We start from the raw sequence: 21,789 nt of genomic DNA, 5'->3' as shown, positions 1-21,789 counted from the left end.
CAAGCGGGGTATTTGTTTAGAGCCAGAGAAATGAAAGCGATAAGATGATCACCACCATAGCCAAACAGGTGAGGTGGTTAATTCTGACGACCCTATCTATTTCCTGATGCTCAATAATTCTGTTTTGATCACCAATATAAGGCTTATCTACCAGCACACCATGATAAATGTTTGGCCCACCAAAACGACAATGAAGGATGCCTGCCAAAGCTGCTTCAGGGTAGCCCGCATTGGGGCTTTTGTGTCGGTTGCCATATTTATATATAAATACCAAAGACTTCCAGCTTAAGCTTACCAGCGCCATGAGTAAAGCAGTAAGACGGGAAGGTATAAAGTTGGCGATATCATCCAGGCGAGCCGCAAATTTACCAAAATGTTCATAGCGCTCACTCCGGTAACCAATCATAGAATCCATCGTATTGATCATCTTATAGGTCATCATACCAGGTACACCGGCCAATGCATAGTAAAACAATGGAGCTATCACCCCATCACTTAGGTTTTCGGACATGGTCTCAAGTACGGCAATTCTGATCTGCTGTGAACTTAGATGGGAGGTGTCCCGTCCTACTATACGTGAAAGTTGCTTTCTCCCTGCCTCCAATCCATGCCCATGCAATACCTGGAATACAGCTCTACCTTCATCTATCAAACCTTTATTGGCAAGACCATAAAACACCATCATGCCCGAGAAAAAAACATACAGGTAGGGGTGGAGCCAAAGCAGCCCATCACCCAATAATCTAAAACTGAAATAGGTAAGCAAGCATAACGTTAGTGCTAGAAGCATCCCTTTCAGGAAATTATGGGGAGGTTTGTTTAGTAGATGCTCCCCTTTGTAAATCAGATTGCCGAATATTCTTATAGGGTGCGGCAGCTTTTCCGGGTCACCTATGAGCAGGTCAAGCAGGTAACCTAACATGAGTGGCAAAGTTAAGTGTAGCGCTGGTTCCATGTGGTCAAAGCCTGAATGAGCAATTGGTTTTGATCGGGTGCCAAGGTGGCTAACCTGAAGTGTTTATTCTGCAATCCTCTGAAATTGCTTGCATCCCGGATCAGGATACCGTAATGTTCTATCAGATATTGTTTTAATTCTTCAGCGGAGCCCTTAGCTGTCTCAGCCAGGAAAAAATGGGTATGGCTTTGCTGTACTTTCACGTTTATTTTTTGGAGTTGATTTGTAAAAATTTCTTTTTCCTGTAGCAGTGGCCTGATAGGTAGCTGCAGTTGGCCATAGTGCTCAAAGATAAATTTACCAGCTTCTATAGCAAGGGCATTCACCGACCATGGGAACTTTAAGTCTCTAAGCAGGGCAATTTGTTTTTCATTTGCCAATATATAACCTAGGCGCAGTCCAGGGATGGCAAAGGCCTTGGTCATGGAGCGTAGTATAATTAAATTTTCATACCGATTAAGCAAAGGAACCGCTGACGGGATAGAAAGGGTGAATTCGATAAAAGCCTCATCCAATACAAACATGGTTTGTGGGTGGTTATGGATGAGGGCTTCCAATGAGGGGAAGACACTTCCCGTAGGGTTGTTTGGATTACAAATAAAAAGTACCTCAGCACCCAGCGCTGAATTATCGTGAAGTTCATCCCAAGGAATAAATGTTAATTGGTGCCGGTGCAGGCGGCAGGCATCTTCGTACTCAGAAAAGGCAGGAGTGGCGATGGTAGTTTTCATGCCCCTGTAGGCTTGCGCTATTAGGTAAATGCTTTCGGTGGTGCCGTTGCTGATAAGTACCTGCTCTGTTTTTAAATGATAGTGATGTGCCACCTGCCTGTTCAAGCTTTCTGCCAACACTTCCGGGTATTTTCGAACCAGGTGCCATTGGTCAAACAGGTGCTCTTTTAATCCTTCCGGCTCACCCTCCTGCCATACATTGGTGCTGAAATCTGCCTTGATTTTATGTCTGAAAAGATAAGCATCGTCTCCGTGACCGTGTAACATGTATTTATTTTTTGGTTTGTAAGCTATGGTAGATCTGTTCCATATCAATATGTTCCCTGATATGAGCGGCCAGCTTATCATATTGCGCTTCCTTGTATTCTTGGTAATCAAAGGTTTCGCCCATTTCAGCTGTATACGGTGATAAGATATCATTGATCACCACCGGGTTATCCAAAATTCCGTGGAGGTAGGTGCCCCAACATTTACTGTTTAGGCAATACCCATCGGTGCGTCCATCCGGGAAATAATTTACAGGACTGTCTGCCGCAGTGGGCTTGCTTATGCCCATGTGGATCTCATATCCTCTGCATTTTTCTGTAGTATTTCTGTAAGTAAAGTCAAGCTGCTGTGTGGTTTTTTCTGAACGTAGAACGGTAAGTACGGGCAATAGGCCTAAACCGGAAGTATAGGGTATATCGCTCTCCACCTGGTCCGGATCTTCTACCGTTTGTCCCAGCATCTGATAGCCTCCACAAATGCCAATAATGGTCTTCTCTCTTTTCTGCACTTCATATATTGCCTGTGCCACTCCATTGTTCTTGATTAGGATCAGGTCTTCAATGGTGTTTTTGCTCCCAGGGAGTATGACGATATCGGCTTTGGCTATTTCTTCCGGTTGCCCGGTGTAATAAAGATTGACCCTCGGATCTTTCTCCAGGCGGTCAAAATCCGTAAAATTAGACATTCTGTTCAATAGAATGACAGCTATATTTACTTTGTTCTCTACCGCTGCGTTGAATTTTTTACTTAAAGAAACTGAATCTTCTTCTTCTATGTGTATATCCTTGAAATAGGGGAGCACGCCTACTACAGGTATTCCGCAAAGTTCTTCAATCATCCGTCTACCTTCGTCGAATAGCCTACTGTCTCCCCTGAATTTATTGATAATGATTCCTTTTATGCACTGTTTTTCTTCCGGGCTGAGCAGGGCGATGGTGCCATATAGGCTGCCGAATACCCCGCCCCGGTCAATATCACCTATGAGGTAAGTGGCGGCTCCGGCATGCAGGGCCATGCGCATATTGGTTATGTCCCTTTGTTTCAGGTTCAGTTCTGAAATGCTTCCTGCCCCTTCCATTACAATAGGGGAGTGATTTTTTGAAAGCCTGTCGAAAGCCTGTTTTACCTCTTCAAAAAGTTCTTGCCTATTATTGCCCATGAAATAGTCATAAGCAGACTGGTTACCGACAGGTTTGCCATGCAGCACTACCTGTGAAGCTTTATCCGTAGTGGGTTTGAGGAGTACCGGGTTCATATCGGTATGGCAGGATATGCCGGCTGCTTCTGCCTGTACAGCCTGTGCTCTACCTATTTCCAGTCCTTCAGGGGTAGCATAGCTATTCAAAGACATGTTCTGTGCTTTGAAGGGTGCAGGGTTATAACCATCCTGCTTAAAAATTCTGCAGAAACCTGCCGTAATAATGCTTTTACCGACATCGGAGGCTGTTCCGACAAACATGATAGGGCGTAAAGAAAGTGCTTCCTTTTTCATTGGGAATGCAAGCTTGCAATTTCGGGCCTTAAAACATAGTGGAGCTGTGAAAAATTTTCTTTACGATGGGCAGGAAGGGTACTATTGTTTCTCGTAGGGCTTTTTTGAAATATAGGGGATGCATACTGTAATTCAGGATTATACCTGCTATTCTGGGCAATGTGGAACGTACAGACAGTAGGTGAGGTATAACTTATCTTACTTTGGTTCCTGCCATTAAGTTAGGGGTAACTTGGGTATTACTTAGCTGTTACTTGCCTTTGATTGATACAGTTGTTATTTGATGACATTTATTTATCTGATTGTTAGTCGGTTAAATGTTGGGAGGTCTTAATATATTTTTGCATTTTTATATTGTTTTCATATATAACTTAATTAGGATGTAATATGAGTAAAGCAGATCTTGCAGGCGATTTTTTGGGCCGAAATGGGGACTATATTTATTATAAAGTAAATGGGGAGGTCAGGAAAAGAAAAGTTCCGGGGAAATCATTTTCAAAGAAGGTCAGGAAGTCACCCCAATTTGCGCTCTTTAGATCTTATGGAAAGATAAAAGGCAGGTCGTCCGCACTGGGCAAGATGATCAGAGACAGCTTGGAAGGAGAAAGGAGCGGGTTTTTTGATATGGATACGCACTACAGACTGTCTGGCGTCATCCACCAGGCCATGCTGAAGGATAAAGAGCGATTTCTATTAAACAAACCATTTTTGTACAGGCACGCCACTGCTTTGGCGGGTTTTAAATTCCGCGAAGGGATGAACCGGTCAGTTTATTTTGCGGATCCATACTTTGCGAGAGAGGAGGGTAGCAATGTGATGAAGGTACCGCGTATAAATGAGGTGACGGCCGACAATTATCAATATGCAGAGGTCAGTGTGCTGGTAGCGGGTTATGATTTCAATAAAATAAGGGGACAGGTAGAAGGGGCAGTTACCAAATTAATCCCTCTTAAGGAAGAAAAAGAAGGCTTTACTATATCACTTCCTAAAGTGGATCTGGTACGAAGCCGTATTTATCTCATCTTTTTACAAATCAAGCCTTTCGAACTGGTGAATGGGCGCTATGTGAGGCTTTACAATAAGAAATATCAATACCTGGAAATTATTGATGTGATGCAGATGAGATCCTTGAAGTGAGCCTCCGGCACCGGGGCTCAGGTTTGATTGCTGCTCTGATTTTTTAGGCTATCAATGGTCGTTTTTTGGCTTTCCACCGTTTCCTTAAGGGCATGTATGGTTTGCTGATGAGAGGTGATCAATTCCCTTAATATATTGACTTCCTTTTTATTATCCTTTGATAATTTGTAAGGCTGCATATCTTCAGCTACTTCATTAGGGTAGGAGGAGGAAGGATATTCCTTTTTGATCATAGGGCCCTTTCCCATTATCAGCCATTCTATGTTCATGTCCGGGTATTGGTAGATAATAAGCTCGCATTTATCCGAGCCGATGTTCTCTCCTTTATCTAAAAATCCATTAGATAAACCTGTTTTTTTATAAAATTTATATTTGCTAATTCCTTTGTAATCAAGGTACTCTAAAATTCTTTGTATAGCTCCCATAAATTTATTAGAAAAAAATCTAAGAAAATTTGATTGTTAGTGAATAATCTATTAATATTGTTTTTGTTATCACAAAAATAACAAAAACCATTGAGACTCATGGTTTTTTGTAAAATGCTGAGGGTGGTGTAGTCTATCTTCTATGTAACCGATCCTTTGGAAACATGAGTTTCAAAAAAGTTATATACCTGATTTTAAATCTAAACTTTAACTATATATGACACATTTTCAAGCCATTATTTTATCGAATATTCACAATTCCTCCATTGCCTTTAATGGGGATGTAGTCCACCAGTCAGGAGCAGCGATGGAAGGGCTATTAGCGCTTTTGCATGCTTATATCAGTCATAGCCAGGAAATATGCAATTTGGTGACATCTGACTGGGTGGACGAGGAAAGTCAGGTCAGGGAATTGGAGAGGGTGCTGGAGGAAGGGAAGCGTCTGGAGGGGATAGCTGGGAAACTGGGAGTGGGAGGTGGTGCTTCGGATTTCAATCACTAGGAGGTGTTCTGTGAATTATAAAATATTCTTTAATAATAAACAGTAATTATATGATTGTCATTAACTACCATTACGGGAATTACAGCAGGTTCATCTGTGGGGGCAATTACCATGAGACCAAATTAGAAGATAACTTTCACGGAATCCTGCAACGTAAAATCAAAACAGCGCCTTTATCGACTATCAAAGATTTTTTTGATGATAAATACTCATTGTGCTTGGCGAAGGACCAGCTAGAGAGATTGGTGCTCAATGTTTTCTCTAAAACGCCAGAATGGAAAGAAGGAGAAAAGGACCAAATGGAACATTTTGTCAGGGATTTTATAGCCCTTATGGAAGCTGTCTATTTACTATCTGAACTTAAGACAGATTCATTTGGGTCCGTGAAAAAACTCAGTAAAAATAATTTGGTTTCGAAAAATCTATTAGCCGATAATGCGGCACTCGATGCGCTATGGGATTTTCTTCCCTGTACGCTGGATCATACGGAAGCTTTAACCCCCCTGGCAACTATCCGTAGCATCAAAGAGCTTTTTGACATGGAGTCACTGAAGAATGCCTTATATGACTGGAAAAATGAGGCCATGTTAAGTAGCGCTAGGATGCCTCAGAAAATTCTGAATTCGATGTTTTTCGTTCATAATATTTTCCATTGTCTTTTGGAAGCCAGTCACCTCATCTTTGTGAGGGAATTGGATTCTTCCGAGGGTTATTGATCGAAATACAGCATCTGTGATTGTCATTTAAGTTGAAAATCGTCAGAAATGGATAATTCAAATGGTGATTATGTGAGAATGTTAGCCAATTAAAAAGGCTGGTTGTGGTGGGTTGCTTTTAAAGAAATAGAGCAGCCTAAAGATATAAACGCTTTCATTTATATATCATTTTATTAAAACCTGGTCTATATGGTATTAAATTTTCTTACTGACGCATTATTTATTGAGGCATTGTCTGATGATCCTTTTGAGACCATAGCGCATTATATGATGAATCAATCTTATGTGGACATTCGAAAAGAAATGCTGGAAATGTTGCAATCAGCAAGCAGCCATAAGAAAGCCGGATGGATCCGAAAAGACCCTGGCTGTTGTCTTTGGCAATATCATCAGTTTGCAGGCTTGGTGATGGCATCCTATCGGATCTTTGAGCGAAAGCTCTGGAATGATACTGCTCTCAGTTGTCAAATTATGCAGTCTGATGACGCTGCCTCTTCGGAAAGAAATCAGCTGTTTCAGGGGGTAGAATTACATCACTTATCTAAAAAAGAATTTGTCAATCCCTATAGGGTGTTTAAAAAAGCGTTTTCAACTGTATCATTGGAGTATTGGTTTGATTTTATACATCACTGCATCATGAACAGCTTAACTTGGAAGTATGAACCGGAATGGCATGATGTACAGGCGCAGGTCCACTGCACCATTTACACCTTTAAAATTTTGGATGCTGCTTTTTTAATCAATGGGAGATTAAAGAATCTGTCTGTTATAGGTTTAGACAATGAATAGTTTGTTCTACTTTAGACAATTTTAGACATGAATGCTTGGACAAAGGCCAATGAAATAGATTTACATGGTCAAATCAGGATTAAGGAGCAGCTTTACGATATGTACAGAGGTTGGACCGGTTTTTCTTCAGATTATGAAAAAGAGGGTAAACCACTGGAATGTGCTTTTCCAATTGAAAATTTAATAATGATTTTTAAAAAGCTTTCCACGGATGCGCCTTCCCTCAAACCTCCCCCGCCACTTATAAGAAGGTTCAGGCATATCGAAGAAGAGGATCTGCTTCTTCAGCTGGTAAAGTCGCTCGTGGTACTGGTGGATCCAGATTCCTTGTTGCTTTTAGAGCAGCCGGCTGATGAAAAAGGGGAGGGGATTAATTTCAAACAGGTTTTTGTGGTGATGCCCTCAGCAGTTAAGTGGGATAAGGATAGTTTAGGTGCGCATCTGGAGTTTTTGGTGAGCGGAAGGTTCAATTTTTCGCTTCAGGTTATCAATCGTGGACAACTCTTCCATAATTTTGAGTCTTCCGACCTCTTTTTTCAGATTTTTCATCCCTGCTTTCAGGTATTGTATTCCCGGCCCGGGATGAAGCCCGTTCCCGAAGAGATCAGAAAGCATTTGGATGAAGCAAAAAAAATAGCTTTAAGAAGGTTTACCATACATGCTCAGAGGAGTAGAGTTTTTGTGGTGCTTTCTGCCAAGGCCCGGGAGCTAGGGCAAAACGGCATGTCATTATACCTTTTGCACCAATCTTTTGAGCTGTTGCTAAGAGGGCTCATTAAAGCTTGGGGCCAAAAGGAAAAGAAAACCCATGATCTAAAGACCCTGATCTTTATCTGTAAACGGTGGGTGCCTTTGTTAAATAACCTGTTTACCAATGAGCCTGACTTACTAAGGCTATTGAATAACGCATATATTGATGCCAGGTACAATATGGGGTTTTCGGTTCAGGAAGATATTTTGGATGCAGGTACGAAAAAAATTGAAAGCTTTCTCTCCTATACCGAAAAAGAAATGAGTAGGGTTTTGAGGTGAGCCGTATAGGGAAATTATAAATCATATCGTTTAACATTCTTATAACGCTCAGTTACCTGTATGATTTTAAAAAAAATAGTACGACATTCGGTTTAACTGGTTACGCTGGAGTAACAAATTAAGATATCATGTCCCTTTGTTTCCTCAACCCATACATATTTGACGAATTTAAAGGCATATATAATGCACCCTATCAGAGACTTTGTCAGGTAGCTTTTAAGGTCCTAAAGGACGAAGAGGAAGCCCGTGAGGTGGTGCAGCAGGTGATTTATCTATCCTTCCTGACAAGTATTTTCGGGTAGTGTTTGAGCCATTATGGTTTTTCTGGATGGTGTCTTATTTCCTGGATTAGAGATAATAACTTTTTTTAAAAGCACCTATTTTCAGGTTTTCAATGCTTTCCAGTCCATCAGCGTTAAATTCAGACCCATAAATCAAATGCCGAGGAGATGCTATAATAATTTAAAACATAAATGCTATTCCTGAAGAGACGTTGATCCTACTGATTCTATCATTAGGAAAATAAGCAGATTGATTTTGGTATTCAATGTTATTGATAGAAGCCCATTTATTGGCAAATTGATACCTGAGTGTGGCACCACCTTCAATGCCCATACTATAAGAACTACCCTCTCCTTTAGAATTATCCGTTTCATATGAATATCCTGAATACATCCTTCCAGTTCTTAATTTTAAATCTAAAATCAGGTCTTTTTGAAATTGAATAGAATACATTGGGCCCAACATTATCATCCCGAAATTTGAAATCAAGACTTCACCATCCAGTTCATCCATATACGCGCCCCCTTGCCATTTTAAAGCTATACCCCATTTTCTCCAAATGTTATACCCGCCATCAATGATACTTATATTTAGACCTACATTTCCAGGTTTTATAGTTGGGGTTTCTGGGATTACATAATTATGTGGGGAACCATAGGGAATAGGTACTATAATAGCAGGGCCAGTTACGGTTCCTGTGTAAATGGTCGGTCCTAAGCTAATACCAATATAACCTCTTTTTAATTTAATAGTATCCTGGCTATATACTTCAAGATAAGTCAATAAGATCAATGAAAACAGTAAAATTTTTTTCATAATTATAGCGTTTAAATAATGTGCGAAAAATTAATGTTATTTTTTTATAAAATTTACATTTAAAAAAATAATTTTTTCGATTAAGATTAAATGGGTTTTCCGCTTTTATCAAAGAATGAGGGAATGATAAATGATAAGTAAATGACTTTGCAGGATTTCGCTGACTGTGGGGATATTACTTTGCCTTTGAACAGAAAAATATAACTCGGAATCCACTGTTTTAATTTGGGCAATGCTCATTTGGTGCCATAATTTTTGGTCATGAAGTAGGGGGTGGGGATAGTGACCAAGAAAACGCTGAACTGGGGACGAATTATTATAATGAATTTTTGGCTTCTGTAACCGATTTAAGGTAGTGAAATTGAATTTATTTGAAAATTCTTAAAGTTTTTGCAAAGTTTATTTCAAGTCACAGTTACAGAAGTGCCTTTATATAAAGGCGAGGCCATCATGCCTGTTTTCGATGTGCCACAAACAGGGCTCGGACGGTGTCCGCCGCGGCTATGATCCCAACGGTCTATGGTTTAAATAAACAAAAAAAGCCAAGCATTTCTGCCTGGCTTGTAGTAGCGGGAACAGGGCTAAAACAAAACACTGAATATCAATTTATTAAGCCATATAGGGGACAAAATGGAGGGCAAAAAGCCAAGATTTTATGAATTTGAATTATTTTGAATTTGGAAAGTTATTTAATTGATTAATCTAATTCAGTCTCAAATTACAGACTTTATAATGAAGCCATATCTTTTCATTTCAAACTCACTAATCTTTTTAGTCAAAAAGACCCTAACTAGATGTTAAAATTAATCTTTTAAGTGCTCTACCCGCATTTTTTATCGTTGTTGATTGATTTGGGCTTGACTTTTTTTCAATTTTAACAAGATAAATACTAGGATGATTTTCGTTGAAGTAAACCCTTAGGTCAACAGGCGTATAAACCCTCAATTCCATTACAGTCGTATTTCCATGTTGCGGAGTCACGTCCTTTATTAGTTTAGTATCTGGGTAAAACGGACTTGCAAGATTCCGAGCTTTAGCATCTTGAAATGAAGAAATAATAGATTTCTGTTCCTCTGAACGTAGGCTTTCGAAGTCTCGTTTAAAACTAGAGTTATAAATTGGATTAACTAATACTTGAAGTAAGTGTTGCCATAGGCCTTTTTCTTGAGCTTCTCTACTTAATATTTCTTTCTCTATATATTCTGTGTTTTTTTGCTCACCAAAAAGGTTGTTAACTTCTATAGTTGAGGCATTAGTTTTGGAGTTACAAACCAGCAAATTTTTCTTTAAGTCGTTATGTGTAGCGACTGTGAACAAAAAGGCACCATTTGAATGGGTGATAGCAAGATTGGTAGCATCATGTTCGATATCTGAAATGTTAATAGCAAAATCAGCTTTAAGTAATTCACTCGTCATTTCATCATCAAGTGCAAAGTATTGCTGTATTGGGTGCTTTATAAAAAGCGAATAGGCAAAATTTCGTAGACTATGGTCAAGAATTCCATCAATTAGGCTATTAATTTCAGGAAATGGGCCTAATGGAATATCTGAGGGTAGCTTTTCGGTGATAATTGACCTATCAACCCCAATGTTTGGTTCTAGGAGTTTGTTGTACTCCCTTAATGAATCACAAAATTTATCAAGAATCACCTCCTTCGTTACTTTAAGTGGGATACATTCATTAAAATAAAAATATTGCATGATAGAGTTATAGAAGTTTACTAGCGTTAATGCCAAATTGATCGAATAGACCTGCTGGCCAATTATCTAACCTTCCGTTTTTATCTAAAGTAGATTCTTCTGTAATTGTATTATTGTTTTTATCCAGTTCAAACCAGTATAAAATGACATCCTTGTAAAATTCGCTATTCAAATTTTTAGCTTGAATCCTAATTCCGTCGAAAATGTGGTCACTGTGTGTTTCAATGATGACATTTGCTTCTGTACGTACAGCCAGCGAAATGAGTCGTGCTATTTCAACTTGACCTCGAGGATGTAAATGTGCTTCGGGGTTTTCAATAATGACAATGCTATTCTTAATAATGCTTCCAATGAATAATGCAACTATTATTGGAAGAGTGTAGCTTAGTCCAAAGCCAACATTTTTGGCGCGGTATCCATTAAATGTTGCGAAAGAGGAATCAGCTATTTCCTCTAATTTTGAAACAAAGCTAACGTTTGGTGATATTACTCCTAACCATGCCCGTAAATTGAAAAGAAACGTATCACCCTCAGAATCCTCATGCAAAAGAAGTGAGGGTAGTTCATGGTCACCATAGTGGTCTATGCATTGAAATATATTCTCTCCTCTTCTACCTATATTAAAGCTATCGACATAAATTGGCATAGAAGTTTCTGGTCCGAACCTATCTGCACTTATGTGGATAATTTCTGGAAAAGAAATTTCACTTGAAACAAGAGTTTCACCATCAATGAATGAGATGGTTTCTTTGTTATCAATTTTTGCTGTGATACCTAAAACACTTGAGTAGTTATTCTTAAGTTCTGAAAGACTTCCATGGCCGGGGAGGTAAACTTTTTCATTTTTTGCTGCTTTTTCCAACATTAGTAAACTTTGAATAATACTGCTTTTTCCGCTACTATTGAGTCCTGTCAGTATGGTAAGCTTTTTAAATTCGATGAATTCATCAACGAAAGATTTAAAACCTGTCAATTCTAAAGATGTAATCATATCTAGATGTCTCTCTATTAAAATATTATATATTTTTCAATTAAATTCTTTAGGCGCTCGAATCTATTTTTTACAGCTGTGTTTTTCATGCTGTCTCTTGAGATATTAAGCTGAAAATCATATGTTTCGATAATTTTCTCATATTCATTTAAAAATTCCTTCTTATTTGAAAAAAGGGTTTGATATTCATTATCAGTAATTTTGCATAAAAGCACCCCCCAAGTTTCGAATAAAGCTTTATTTATTGGAGAGCGAGGCTTGTCGCCATAGCTTTTTCTAAATGTATGTTTACCAAATAATTGTAGAGAGCGAACCATAGCCACTTTAAATAAACGCCTAGCGTCATTTAAATCTCGTATTGTCACATCATTTAAGTCAACTTGCTCCTTAGAAACAAGCTTATTTAATTCGCGACTTTCCAAACTTGGCAAAGAATTAACAATTATCATGGTATCACTCATTAACGAGTCAGCATTTGTGGTCTTTCGGTAAGTCGTGTACTCACGAATAAGAAATGAAAGAAATCTCAGAATTAATTCTTTATCCTCCATTCTAAAACTCTTGATAGATCCCCCTGTAGCTTCCTTAAACTCTGGATAATCCGCCAATTCATTTAACAACTCTGTAGATTTTCCGATGTATAACGCATTTCTAATTTCTTGTCCACTCAATGGAAGACCGCCAGTATTAATTCGTTTAAAAATATTTCTCCTTACCTCTTCAGGTGTTCCAGGATTTATTACAGTAAAACGAAATTCAGTATCAAGAATATTGTTGCGGATATTTAATGGAAGCTCATTAAAGGATGCTCCATTATAAAGGCTCCAAAACTCCAATTTTTGCAATTTAAACCCATTCCCCTTTTGTCCTTCAATCTGGATTTCAGAGAGTTGCAAAGAATTATCATTTAGCATCGATAGATACTTGTCACCTAAAATAAAACTACGAATTGTACTTAATCGCTGTAAACCATCTACCACAGTATAATTATTCTTCTCATCTGCAGATACATAAAACATTGGCAGGGGAATCCGTAACATTAATGATTCTATTAGCTGAGATTTTTTCTCTTCATTCCACACCTCCTTTCGTTGAAAATCAGGATTTAAACGGATTGTGCCTTGAGTCAACCTCCTTAAGCAATTATCCATAGAAACCAATTTGGAATCAATTGAGATCTCTTCTGGATTGAACGGATCATCTAGCTGGTTATTCTCATTATCCTCCTCTATGCCAGAGTCATAGATAAAAGGATGTTCTGTCTGATTTTCTTCACTCATATGCAATGATAGTAAGATAGTGGAAATCGAAAAAGTAATTATTTATAAATTAATACATCAAAAACCATGATCACCTTGATCTTTGCTTTTTAAACGCTGAATAATTTGGTTAAAGTTTCGTAAAACGACCGTTTCTGACACAGTCCAATCTGCCGTATTTCGTATAACAAAGAGAGGCTTTTTTGTTTAATAATCTCGTCTGTTAAATTAAAGTCTCATAATTCCATTTATTACAGAATTTTATTTGTCTGCAAATCGAGGCTAACCTGATATGGCTTAAAAAAAAATTTCTCTCTATTTAATTTTGAATACCAGTTTATGATTTACAATGTATCCGGATCAGAAACAAAAACCTCCTTATCCTAAGCGAAATCATTTTATCTTCTTTAGGTTCGTAGAACTCTGAAAATTTATCTTCATTTCCTTCTTTTTTAATACAATATTTATCTTTTAACAATTGTTTCATTTTCCCCATCATATCGATACTTCACCACCTCCCCGCTAATAATTAGCCCAATTACCTCCTCAATGACTTCGTAAGGAGCGATAAACCATTCCCTCGGTGTGTACCGCTTTCCTTTTTCGTCAAAGACATCAATGTTAAGACAGGAGGAGCCAAAGAAATTATGGATCAGCTGTTCGAATTTCTGGGTATTCATATTGTAGCATTTCCATCCCGCAACATAATCCACCTCGGCCATTAGATAGGTTGGCTCCTTTGCGGCATGTTTTATCCTTTCAGCTACTTCTGTCCTGGAATAGCCTATTTTGTAAAGGTTATCTAAAGATGCTAGTTCCTCTCTTTTGCTTTTAGATTTCAACACGTAAATAAACCCTGATTCTTTATCGTCTTCGGTAATGGCGCCTAAGCTTCGATGGAATTCTGAATTGATTTTAACATGATTTTCTGTGATTCTTCGTCCGTTTTTATAAAGCTCAGCCGCAAGAGAACGAAGCAGCATATCTGATTCTGTGCCGTTTTCAAAGATGCATCTTAACCGGGCATTCGTTTTACCCGATTTGTCCTGCTTCCGTTCCTCCACTTCAGCAACATATAATAAAAGGCCATTTAAAACGAAGAAGTAGCCAACATCTATTTGTTGCTCATTTTTAAAATCTTTTATTCTTCTCTTTCCTTCCTTTAATTCAGATTGACAGGACTTTAGCAAGGGATCAAAATCCTCAAAATCCGCACAAGGTTTTCGACTGCCTACATAGTCAGGCATGGTGGTGACTTTTGGCGTATGCTTAAATTCAAACAGCCCCTCATCATCTCCAAAAATATCCAAATCATCATCCAGAATATCGCCAATAGATTTAATTTCCTTTTTCGACCTTCTTTTGTACTCTTCTCTTGGCTCGTGGACAGAAAAATTTTCAACCTCCTGCAAAAGGTTGTAAACATCTTCTGGTTGAAGCATTTCCACTTTCACAGGATCTTCACGAATACTTCTTAAACGAGAATAAAGCTGGTACTCTGACACATTTGAAATATTGGCTTCAGGAGTCCGCCCATTTTTGGCAAAAAAATCATTGATCTGATGAAAGGATGCTAGCAAACGATTATCTGGTGTACCGTATGACGAAGTTTTCTTTTTTTCCTCGATCAAATGGAACTCCTCATCATTGAATATTTCATCCAAAGAGGTATACTTTTTACGATGCTGCATCTTTCTTTCGCTTAAGCTCATTGATATAGATAATTGCCTCTGCCATTCGTTTCTCCATTGGATCACCGGAATTGAGGTTGGGTTTCTTACCATACATGGCTATAAACTCCTTGATTTTGGGATATAGAAGCAAAATTTCCTCTTCACTGATAGTGATTCGGGTAGCTTCTATGGTCTCCTGTATTACCTTAAGCACTTTAGTTGTCACCGACTTTGAAAGTATTTCAAAAGCTTTCTGGAAAGGATTAACCTGATCGATCAAATCGATGTGAAGGTCATCGATATTGACAAACGTATTTGCCATTCGGATAAATCGCTTATCTCCCGTTTCCTTGATTTCTCCGTTTTTGATTACGGAATCCACCACCACCTGCTGTCGAACTTCCTCTACTTCCTCAACCGAAAGATTCGGGTATCTCACCTGAATTATTTTCGGGATAAGTACTTTGTTGATCACCTCAGGATCTACATTGCCAGGCATAGCCTTTAGCATTTGATCGTCTTGAAGAATAACAGCTTTGAGGTCATTCAGATCGGATTCAATGATATCCCGCACCCTTTTGGAGCTTGGTTCTTTTAAACCACGGATAGTCAGCTCACCAGGTTTTGCTTTATCATCCTCGGACAGCTTGGTTTTGAATTTCCAGTTGGGTGCCAAAACCTGCTCCATAAGCAGGGAAGCTGTAATAGCTTTCAGCATGTTATTTACGGATAACTTCACCTGATCGTCCGCAGCATCTGGCTGGGCAATAAGATTTGTGAATTGGGCATGTGTCTTATTGCTACTATCTCTTGTACAACGGCCTATAATTTGGATAATTTCTGTCAAAGATCCACGATAGCCCACCGTTAATGCATGTTCGCAATAGGGCCAGTCAAATCCTTCCTTTGCCATTCCTAATGCGATGATTAAATCCATGTCATCTTCGTCTTTGCTTTTCCTTAGATATTCCACGATTTTATCCCGCTCTTTGGAACCATCCTCTACTAGGTCAGCAACCTTGAGAATCTTTCCATCCCCAAAACGCTTGATATAAATCACCCCTGTTTCAGTATCCTGTTTGACTACTTCTCCAATGGCATCCAAAATAAAATCTACTTCGTTGTGTTTGTCCTTTGTAGATTCACCCGAATTGACATTTGGGATATGCAGAATTGTTTTTTTATCCGTGTCCAATACCTCCAATATGGCCTCGGTATATTTGCCTTGGTAAAAATGGTAGCCAATGCCGAGAGATTTTAGATAATTATATCCGTTTAGTTGTTCGTAGTAGTTGTACGTGACCTTTTCAAATTTGGCTTCATCCTCAGGAGGCAATACAGGCACGCTGTCTCCACGGAAATAGGAACCCGTCATGGCAATGATATGTGCGGAAGATTTCGCCATAATATTCCGGAGGATATCGCCCAATCGGTTATTGATATCAGCGGAAACATGGTGAAACTCATCAATTGCAAGAAGGCAATTGTCAAAAACTTTTTCTTCCAGTTCTTCACTAGCAAATCTTAAGGTAGCGTGGGTACAGATCATCAGTTGCTCATCGTTCGCCATGAAGTTATGGAATGCTTTTACCTTGCTCATGCTAGCATCACTACCCGGCATACATAGATTATAGGCATCATTGGGCTCCCAGTCCGCAAAAAATCCACTAGATGTTAGATTTGTATGGGCAAAGGAACTACCGATAGACCGTTCAGGAACTGCAACAATTACCTTCTTGATTCCCTGATAACGTAACTTATCCAATCCCAAAAACATTAACGCCCTGGACTTTCCTGAAGCAGGGGGAGCTTTTAGTAATAAATATTGGGCATGTCTAGCTTCATACGCACGTGCCTGCATATCTCGCATTCCCATGGGATTGATTAGCGTACTCTGGCCAGTTCGGTGATAGTTTACTTCTACTATATTGGGCATTTCAAAAAGGTTAATTGTCTAAAGTTTATCTAAAGTCCGTCTAAATTTATCTAAATTCCTGATCACAAGGTACTGTATATCAAATAGATATTATTTAATTTCGTCTAAAGTTTATCTAAATCCCGTCTAATTTGTCTAAACTAACCAGTAAATTAGACAAACTATTTAATCCATTTCAACTTTCCGTCTTTCTTTTTTCCGTCACATAACCGTCACAAAAGAATCCTATGCGGTTTTCGCTTTGGCCTCTGTTTTTATTTCCATTTCTTTTTACAGCAAAAAGAAAAAAAGCGGCCTGATCGTATTCTGAGACACTTTTTATAAAATTTGTTTTCTGTTTATTTTTTTTTTAGCCAGCCCGTTCGCCCACTTTTCCCTCTCCATCAAGAAATCATCAAATAAAATTCATTTGACTTTTAGATAGGTAATTGGGATCCCTGTCAAATAACTGTCAATTGACTGTCAAATAAAAAACAGCTGAATATCAGGTAGTTATGTTTAAAAGTGAGATCCCTGTCAAATGACCGTCAAATAAGATTTTACACCGTCTGAGATTTTAAGATCTAAGCCCAAAAAGGAATATAGCTGGCATACTTTCTGGATTTATTTTCTGGATCTTCTTCTTTGATAACACCCTCTATTAATGATTCTTTTATTATTCTTGAAGCAGTTGCTGCATTTTGTCCTTCAATTTTAAACCGATCCCTAAGGCTTTGATTGGTCATTTTTTCATTTGAGACATATTTAAGACAAGCATGTTGGTAACAAGCCCTGATTTTTTCATTTTTATCTAGGTTATTCAGTACCTTATAATGGTACATGCTTACTTTAGTTCTGTTCTCGGAGACTACAACATTTATAGGAGGTAACTGGTATAGCTCGTTGTAAAATATTACTTTATCCAAGCCGCTGCCCTTTTCTTCGCAAAATCCCATTCTACGCATCAAATCAGCTAACTTTTCATTCCGGGAAATATAGGCATCGATGAATCGTTCCGGCGTGACCAATGGTGTTCCCGGATTTGATATTTCTATTCGATCACTAAATACTTCAACCATAGGAAATCCTTTAACAGAGAAATCCTGATGTATAAGTGCATTGGCAACTAACTCACGAATGGCTATTTCCGGGTACATTCTGGTATCTGTACGGATAGCCTTCCCTATTTCTTCATTCGCTGGAAGTTGGCTGTTTACCCAGTCTACCAGTCCTTCAAAGCCAAGAGCATATCCTTTTACCCCCATCTGCTCCCGCTCGGTTTCCACCTTGTTTTTGCCCTTGTAAACGATTGCCCTGACTGCCTTCCGTTCCGTACTTTCAAAATTCCGTAATTGTTTAGCGAACAGTACGGCTCCCAATTTTGTAATGGCATAATTCCTATCCTTCACGATCAACCCTTCCTCCAAAAATTTGGCAATTACTCCTTCTACACTGGAAGGGTAGGGCAGCTTCATCAGGTCGAAATAAGTCTCCGCACTTAAATAATGAGTGATATCCGAGATACTGAGATTATCCATGGCAATCTCCTTTTCAAAAGGCTTGTTGTCCTTTTTCCAGATTTTAGCCTGTTTTTCTGGAAAATCATTGAGCTTACGTGTAATGGTATTGATGCGGATATATGCTTGATGAAGAAACTCGACAGGCTGCGCATTAGCCGCAGGAATTATATATATAGATATATGACGTGTAGCATTGTAATCAAACTCATATACTTGAAAGTCAATCCGTGGATTGAGCCGTGTTGCAAGCCAATGCTCCAGATCCTCATTTTTCTTTTTATGGCTTTTAGCCTTGAAGGTTGTTCCCTTGATGATGTGCGTACTATCTTCTACGCCAAAGACTAAATAGCCATAAGGTTGATTATGAATGCAAGCTCCATTTGACAAAGCTGATATTCGTTCTCCAATTTCTTCAGGAGAATGAAAGTTAAGCTTAAACTCTACCCATTCGCTTTCGCTTGGGAGCTTCACTAAATCATTTAACGTATCTTTAAGTTGAGTGTCTGTCATCAGTTGTTCACTTTCCTTCCCTTTTTCTCTTTTTCAAAAAGGCTATTTTTCACCTTTTCTTCCTCGATCATTTTTTCATAGAGCTTGAATAGGTATTCCAACCGCTCTTCATCCGACTCAAAAGGCCGGCTTCGGTAGCATCGCTCGATGGCTAGATCATTCTGCCGATGAGCTTCACGCAGCCCTGCTGGCATTTTATCGGGATCATACAATTGCGCCAGTGTCTTTTCAGAGTGTCGTTCCCGTTCTTCCAGAATACGGAATACACATTGGGTAATTTCTTGTTTTCGTTGATCGGAAATGGGGGGGAAGGGGAAGGTGTGATAGGATAAAGCTGAAGAATAACGAAAATCCAATTTGAGTCTACCAGCAGTTGCTCTAACCCATATTGTATGAATATTAGAGGAAATTACTCCAAATAAATAACTTTCAGCATTGTAAACTGCCTGGGCATTATCAGAAATGATAATCCCTTTAGACAAAAAACCGCAAGGAATATATTTTCTCCGGATTGACGAATTCCTAGGAACAACAAGCATATCTTCCTCTTTGTGCTGGCTTTGCTTAAACATAAATGGCTTATCCGCAAGAATTTTAGTCGATGAAGTAGTGCTTTCTTTTCTGAATTTACTTACTTTTTCAAACCTCTGCTTAATTTGAGGGATTGCTGAAGCTGTATCCCAGTCGGATTCATCAAACCAAAGACACCATCTTGTTTCCCCTCTGATAAATTCTTTTGCTCCAATATATCTACGAATATATTTTTTCGCATTTGGATTAGACTGAATTAGCTCATCTTTTTCGTTTTCTGATAGTACTAGATTTCCTCCATCGGCTGGTGATTCACCTCTTAGCATTTTGGGTATTCTAGAAATTGGAATTCCTCTTCTATTTACTGTAATATTTGCCCCCTCGACTAAATAAGGGCTTATATTGTTAATCGTTCGATTAATCCCATTGGTAAATAATTTTTTCTTTTTGTTAACACCAATGTTGCTTACTCCCACAATTATTACTATTACATTTGCTTTGGACTTCGCACTGTTTGACCAATTAAAGGAGGTGTGTGCAAAACCAATTTGCTGATCATTTTCGAAAACATAGGGCCATAGCAAAGCTACCTGTTCTCCCTGACAAATAGAGTTGGTTGACACAAAGGCAAATTCGCTAGTAAATCCTTTGATATAATCAGATCCTTTTTTAATCCAACAGGCGATGTAATCTAAATTTTTATAATTTTTGAATTTAGAAAAAACCACCCTCAAGTCGTCCTTTTGCTCTTTATTCTGCATACTAGACCCCAAATAAGGTGGATTCCCCAAAATATAAATTTCATCCGCCTCCTTCTTCGGACATACGTCCTCCCAAACCAATCGGCATGCATTCCCACAGACGATTTTCCCCGCTTCTTTAAGGGGTAACGTTGGACTGGACTTGCCAAACTCCCGTCGAAATTCTAGGTTCATCTGGTGCTCTGCAAGCCAGAGCGATAGCTGTGCAATTTCATGTGCGAAATCATCAATCTCTATCCCAAAAAACTGGCTTAGCTGAATCCTGGAAAATAACTCCACTTGAAAAGAGGCTGCAAGACTAAGCTGAGCCTTTGGAATAAAGGAAAGCTGCTCGGATTTGCTATTAAATCCGGATGCAATCTTTTGAAGTTCCTGAAGGTGCCGGATGATTTCCATTTCCAGCCTTCTCAATTCCTTGTATGCAATGATCAGGAAGTTGCCGCTTCCACAGGCCGGATCGAAGATTTTTATTTTACCCAGTCTCGCCAGTAGTTCTTGCAGTTTTTTTGGATTGCCCTTGGCCTTTTCAAATTCCTCTTTTAGTTCATCCAAAAAAAGCGGCTCAATCACCTTCATAATATTAGGCACCGAAGTATAATGTGCACCCAAGCTTCCTCTTTTCTCAGGATCAATTACTCCTTGGAACATCGAGCCGAAAATATCAGGGTTGATATCCTTCCAATTTAACTCCCCCGCATCGATGGTCAATTGTCGGGATTTCCTGCTGAATAGGGGTACAGCATGTCGGTGTCGGAACAGCCCACCATTTACATAGGGAAATGCATCTAGATAGGCTGGTAAATTGGTTCTGTTCTTTCCTGCCGTATCGAGTATATCGAAAAGTTTTTCCAGATAGGTGTTCAGGTCGCTCCCATCCGCAGCGGTATGTGAACTGATTGCATTGGTGAACTGTCCATCCAGAAATATATGCGTATCCTCGGCAAAGAAACAAAAAAGCAGTCGAGTCAAAAACACATTTAGCGCATGGGATTCCGCTTCCGATTTTACGGGATTGTCTTTTTTAATTTCGTCAAACAGCTTGGCCATCCGCTCCGCAGCTTTGACATCCGCAGGGTTTTCATTGCGGTGCTGTGCCTTTTCCATCCCTGCCCAAGGCAAAAAGAAATCGAAATGCTTTGGCAATTCCTGAAGTTCAATATCAAGCTTCTCACCTGTTTTGGTGTCTGCAGCTAGAAAGAGCTTATAATCAGTCACAATAACAAACCGCTGATCATGTTTGATAGACTTGACCATCTCGGATATAGTAACATGCAAATCAGCTGTGTACTCTTCTTGAAATAACAGCTTCTTTTTCCATGATATCTGCCCATCTTTTTTCGATAGATTGAGGTTTCCTTTCTGCAATCGAGTAATAGAGGCTTTTGGCAGACCATACGCTAAAAGAAATTCATAAATAAAAGTTTCTCTGGAAAAGGACTTTATCAGATTTTGAAGATTGGATTCGATCTGGGTAATGTTCATTGACTATTTAATTTTACTGAATATTCCGACAAAAGTATACCACTGTTCTGCGCCAAAGTATACCAGGCATTTAGCCTGACATGTTGATCATTAAAATTGTTACCCACGGAAGGCTGCGATAAATTTACATTAAAAATTGTGTTTTTTTAACTAAAACAGCAATGCATCATTCTTTACTGTGTAAGATCCCTTCTGGAACAATCAAAATAGTCTTCTTTTTGGTGATCTTCAAAGGAACTTAGTTTCTGGAATTTTCAGCGGGCAGGGTCTGAGCGAAAGTGTAAAAAACCTGATCAGATTGG

18 protein-coding genes are annotated in these 21,789 nt (G+C 38.9%); 6 read left to right on the top strand and 12 right to left on the bottom strand.

The genetic code is table 11. From position 1 onward, the window contains the following. Window positions 1-16: 16 nt before the first annotated feature. The 3 genes from cbiB to EL17_RS15670 are packed head-to-tail and all read right to left on the bottom strand — an operon-like array spanning window position 17 to window position 3,445. The gene (cbiB, locus tag EL17_RS15680) at window positions 17-922 is read right to left on the bottom strand and encodes an adenosylcobinamide-phosphate synthase CbiB (RefSeq protein ID WP_240486005.1); all 906 of its coding nucleotides are present in this window, start codon (window positions 920-922) and stop codon (window positions 17-19) included. Window positions 923-933: 11 nt separating this feature from the next. Then, window positions 934-1,953 carry a pyridoxal phosphate-dependent aminotransferase gene (locus EL17_RS15675; protein ID WP_035076528.1) on the bottom strand — a complete coding sequence of 340 codons (1,020 nt, stop codon included), beginning with the start codon at window positions 1,951-1,953 and terminating at the stop codon, window positions 934-936. A 4-nt stretch (window positions 1,954-1,957) separates the two neighbouring features. Continuing rightward, window positions 1,958-3,445: a cobyric acid synthase gene (locus EL17_RS15670; RefSeq protein WP_035076101.1), complete on the bottom strand. Its 1,488-nt coding sequence runs from the start codon at window positions 3,443-3,445 to the stop codon at window positions 1,958-1,960. A 387-nt stretch (window positions 3,446-3,832) separates the two neighbouring features. Here EL17_RS15670 and EL17_RS15665 point away from each other — a divergent pair, with 387 nt between their 5' ends. Then, window positions 3,833-4,582 (top strand): hypothetical protein, encoded by a 750-nt coding sequence (locus EL17_RS15665; RefSeq protein ID WP_035076099.1) that lies wholly within the window; start codon window positions 3,833-3,835, stop codon window positions 4,580-4,582. A 17-nt stretch (window positions 4,583-4,599) separates the two neighbouring features. Here the strand turns inward: EL17_RS15665 and EL17_RS22715 are convergent, their stop codons facing one another. Next, on the bottom strand, window positions 4,600-5,007 hold the full coding sequence (locus EL17_RS22715; protein ID WP_051720032.1) for a hypothetical protein: 408 nt from the start codon (window positions 5,005-5,007) through the stop codon (window positions 4,600-4,602). A 217-nt stretch (window positions 5,008-5,224) separates the two neighbouring features. Between EL17_RS22715 and EL17_RS15655 the strand changes: the two genes are divergently transcribed. The 5 genes from EL17_RS15655 (at window position 5,225) to EL17_RS23575 (ending at window position 8,348) form a co-directional block, all read left to right on the top strand. Continuing rightward, window positions 5,225-5,509: a hypothetical protein gene (locus tag EL17_RS15655; protein WP_035076097.1), complete on the top strand. Its 285-nt coding sequence runs from the start codon at window positions 5,225-5,227 to the stop codon at window positions 5,507-5,509. Window positions 5,510-5,559: 50 nt separating this feature from the next. Next, complete coding sequence (locus tag EL17_RS15650; RefSeq protein ID WP_035076095.1) at window positions 5,560-6,225, top strand: hypothetical protein; 666 nt, start codon at window positions 5,560-5,562, stop codon at window positions 6,223-6,225. Between the two features lie 189 nt (window positions 6,226-6,414). After that, on the top strand, window positions 6,415-7,014 hold the full coding sequence (locus EL17_RS15645) for a hypothetical protein (RefSeq protein WP_035076093.1): 600 nt from the start codon (window positions 6,415-6,417) through the stop codon (window positions 7,012-7,014). Window positions 7,015-7,041: 27 nt separating this feature from the next. Next, entirely contained in the window at window positions 7,042-8,046 is a 1,005-nt protein-coding gene (locus EL17_RS15640; RefSeq protein ID WP_035076091.1) for a HEPN domain-containing protein, read from the top strand. Window positions 8,047-8,174: 128 nt separating this feature from the next. Beyond that, window positions 8,175-8,348, top strand: a complete 174-nt coding sequence (locus EL17_RS23575) for a sigma-70 family RNA polymerase sigma factor (RefSeq protein ID WP_164675109.1) — start codon at window positions 8,175-8,177, stop codon at window positions 8,346-8,348. Between the two features lie 160 nt (window positions 8,349-8,508). Here EL17_RS23575 and EL17_RS15635 read toward each other — a convergent pair whose 3' ends face one another. The 8 genes from EL17_RS15635 to EL17_RS15600 all read right to left on the bottom strand — a co-directional run bounded on the left by EL17_RS15635 (window position 8,509) and on the right by EL17_RS15600 (window position 21,487). Beyond that, complete coding sequence (locus tag EL17_RS15635) at window positions 8,509-9,144, bottom strand: hypothetical protein (protein ID WP_035076088.1); 636 nt, start codon at window positions 9,142-9,144, stop codon at window positions 8,509-8,511. 786 nt (window positions 9,145-9,930) lie between these two features. Beyond that, complete coding sequence (locus tag EL17_RS15630; protein WP_035076086.1) at window positions 9,931-10,845, bottom strand: hypothetical protein; 915 nt, start codon at window positions 10,843-10,845, stop codon at window positions 9,931-9,933. Between the two features lie 7 nt (window positions 10,846-10,852). Further along, window positions 10,853-11,836: an AAA family ATPase gene (locus tag EL17_RS15625; RefSeq protein ID WP_035076083.1), complete on the bottom strand. Its 984-nt coding sequence runs from the start codon at window positions 11,834-11,836 to the stop codon at window positions 10,853-10,855. A 17-nt stretch (window positions 11,837-11,853) separates the two neighbouring features. Further along, complete coding sequence (locus EL17_RS15620; RefSeq protein WP_051720031.1) at window positions 11,854-13,116, bottom strand: DUF262 domain-containing protein; 1,263 nt, start codon at window positions 13,114-13,116, stop codon at window positions 11,854-11,856. A gap of 443 nt (window positions 13,117-13,559) precedes the next feature. Further along, window positions 13,560-14,786, bottom strand: coding sequence for a GIY-YIG nuclease family protein (locus EL17_RS15615; protein WP_035076081.1), 1,227 nt, complete (start codon window positions 14,784-14,786; stop codon window positions 13,560-13,562). Beyond that, window positions 14,773-16,704, bottom strand: coding sequence for a DEAD/DEAH box helicase (locus tag EL17_RS15610; protein ID WP_035076079.1), 1,932 nt, complete (start codon window positions 16,702-16,704; stop codon window positions 14,773-14,775). The genes EL17_RS15615 and EL17_RS15610 overlap by 14 nt, the downstream gene beginning before the upstream one ends. Window positions 16,705-17,267: 563 nt before the next feature. After that, window positions 17,268-18,713 carry an RNA-binding domain-containing protein gene (locus EL17_RS15605; protein WP_035076076.1) on the bottom strand — a complete coding sequence of 482 codons (1,446 nt, stop codon included), beginning with the start codon at window positions 18,711-18,713 and terminating at the stop codon, window positions 17,268-17,270. Next, entirely contained in the window at window positions 18,713-21,487 is a 2,775-nt protein-coding gene (locus tag EL17_RS15600; RefSeq protein WP_035076074.1) for a class I SAM-dependent DNA methyltransferase, read from the bottom strand. The genes EL17_RS15605 and EL17_RS15600 overlap by 1 nt, the downstream gene beginning before the upstream one ends. Window positions 21,488-21,789: the final 302 nt, after the last annotated feature.

Origin of the sequence: Anditalea andensis, from assembly GCF_000714815.1 — a bacterium.
GTDB classification, from domain to species: Bacteria; Bacteroidota; Bacteroidia; order Cytophagales; family Cyclobacteriaceae; genus Anditalea; species Anditalea andensis.
This window is presented reverse-complemented; position numbering and strand designations above follow the sequence as displayed.

What these genes read in the sequence shown, in the direction of transcription:
- EL17_RS15635 (WP_035076088.1), bottom strand. Translation starts at nt 9,144, where the DNA reads ATGAAAAAAATTTTACTGTTTTCATTGATCTTATTGACTTATCTTGAA.
- EL17_RS15630 (WP_035076086.1), bottom strand. Translation starts at nt 10,845, where the DNA reads ATGCAATATTTTTATTTTAATGAATGTATCCCACTTAAAGTAACGAAG.
- EL17_RS15625 (WP_035076083.1), bottom strand. Translation starts at nt 11,836, where the DNA reads ATGATTACATCTTTAGAATTGACAGGTTTTAAATCTTTCGTTGATGAA.
- EL17_RS15605 (WP_035076076.1), bottom strand. Translation starts at nt 18,713, where the DNA reads ATGACAGACACTCAACTTAAAGATACGTTAAATGATTTAGTGAAGCTC.
- EL17_RS15640 (WP_035076091.1), top strand. Translation starts at nt 7,042, where the DNA reads ATGAATGCTTGGACAAAGGCCAATGAAATAGATTTACATGGTCAAATC.
- EL17_RS15675 (WP_035076528.1), bottom strand. Translation starts at nt 1,953, where the DNA reads ATGTTACACGGTCACGGAGACGATGCTTATCTTTTCAGACATAAAATC.
- EL17_RS22715 (WP_051720032.1), bottom strand. Translation starts at nt 5,007, where the DNA reads ATGGGAGCTATACAAAGAATTTTAGAGTACCTTGATTACAAAGGAATT.
- EL17_RS15610 (WP_035076079.1), bottom strand. Translation starts at nt 16,704, where the DNA reads ATGCCCAATATAGTAGAAGTAAACTATCACCGAACTGGCCAGAGTACG.
- EL17_RS15665 (WP_035076099.1), top strand. Translation starts at nt 3,833, where the DNA reads ATGAGTAAAGCAGATCTTGCAGGCGATTTTTTGGGCCGAAATGGGGAC.
- EL17_RS15615 (WP_035076081.1), bottom strand. Translation starts at nt 14,786, where the DNA reads ATGCAGCATCGTAAAAAGTATACCTCTTTGGATGAAATATTCAATGAT.
- EL17_RS15600 (WP_035076074.1), bottom strand. Translation starts at nt 21,487, where the DNA reads ATGAACATTACCCAGATCGAATCCAATCTTCAAAATCTGATAAAGTCC.
- EL17_RS15650 (WP_035076095.1), top strand. Translation starts at nt 5,560, where the DNA reads ATGATTGTCATTAACTACCATTACGGGAATTACAGCAGGTTCATCTGT.
- EL17_RS23575 (WP_164675109.1), top strand. Translation starts at nt 8,175, where the DNA reads ATGTCCCTTTGTTTCCTCAACCCATACATATTTGACGAATTTAAAGGC.
- EL17_RS15620 (WP_051720031.1), bottom strand. Translation starts at nt 13,116, where the DNA reads ATGAGTGAAGAAAATCAGACAGAACATCCTTTTATCTATGACTCTGGC.
- EL17_RS15670 (WP_035076101.1), bottom strand. Translation starts at nt 3,445, where the DNA reads ATGAAAAAGGAAGCACTTTCTTTACGCCCTATCATGTTTGTCGGAACA.
- cbiB (WP_240486005.1), bottom strand. Translation starts at nt 922, where the DNA reads ATGTTAGGTTACCTGCTTGACCTGCTCATAGGTGACCCGGAAAAGCTG.
- EL17_RS15645 (WP_035076093.1), top strand. Translation starts at nt 6,415, where the DNA reads ATGGTATTAAATTTTCTTACTGACGCATTATTTATTGAGGCATTGTCT.
- EL17_RS15655 (WP_035076097.1), top strand. Translation starts at nt 5,225, where the DNA reads ATGACACATTTTCAAGCCATTATTTTATCGAATATTCACAATTCCTCC.